1 pseudogene is annotated in these 251 nt (G+C 55.0%); it reads right to left on the bottom strand.

The features are described 5' to 3' along the window. A pseudogene (locus tag JUJ53_RS00090) lies at window positions 1-251 on the bottom strand (hypothetical protein); the annotation flags it as partial.

Consider the following 251-nt stretch of genomic DNA (forward strand, 5'->3'; position numbering starts at 1 on the left):
TAGACCAGAGCGGTGCAAAGGTCTTAGCACTACGGTCACCCAGTACCCAGCCTAAAATCCCCTGTTTGAAGTGGTCAACGGCTGTCCATAGCCAAATCTTGTTTGTCTTGGTGCGCGTTCCCTAGCGCCGGGAACCGACGCGGGGTCGCACCGCTTTTTGAGCCTACAAACGTTTCCAACTCGTCAAGCTCTCCAACCTCTGGGATGGTGTCAGGGTCGTAGGCATCAGGAAGTCGTTCTGCGACCTGTTT

The sequence above is a fragment of the Leptolyngbya sp. CCY15150 genome (assembly GCF_016888135.1).
Lineage (GTDB): Bacteria > Cyanobacteriota > Cyanobacteriia > RECH01 > RECH01 > RECH01.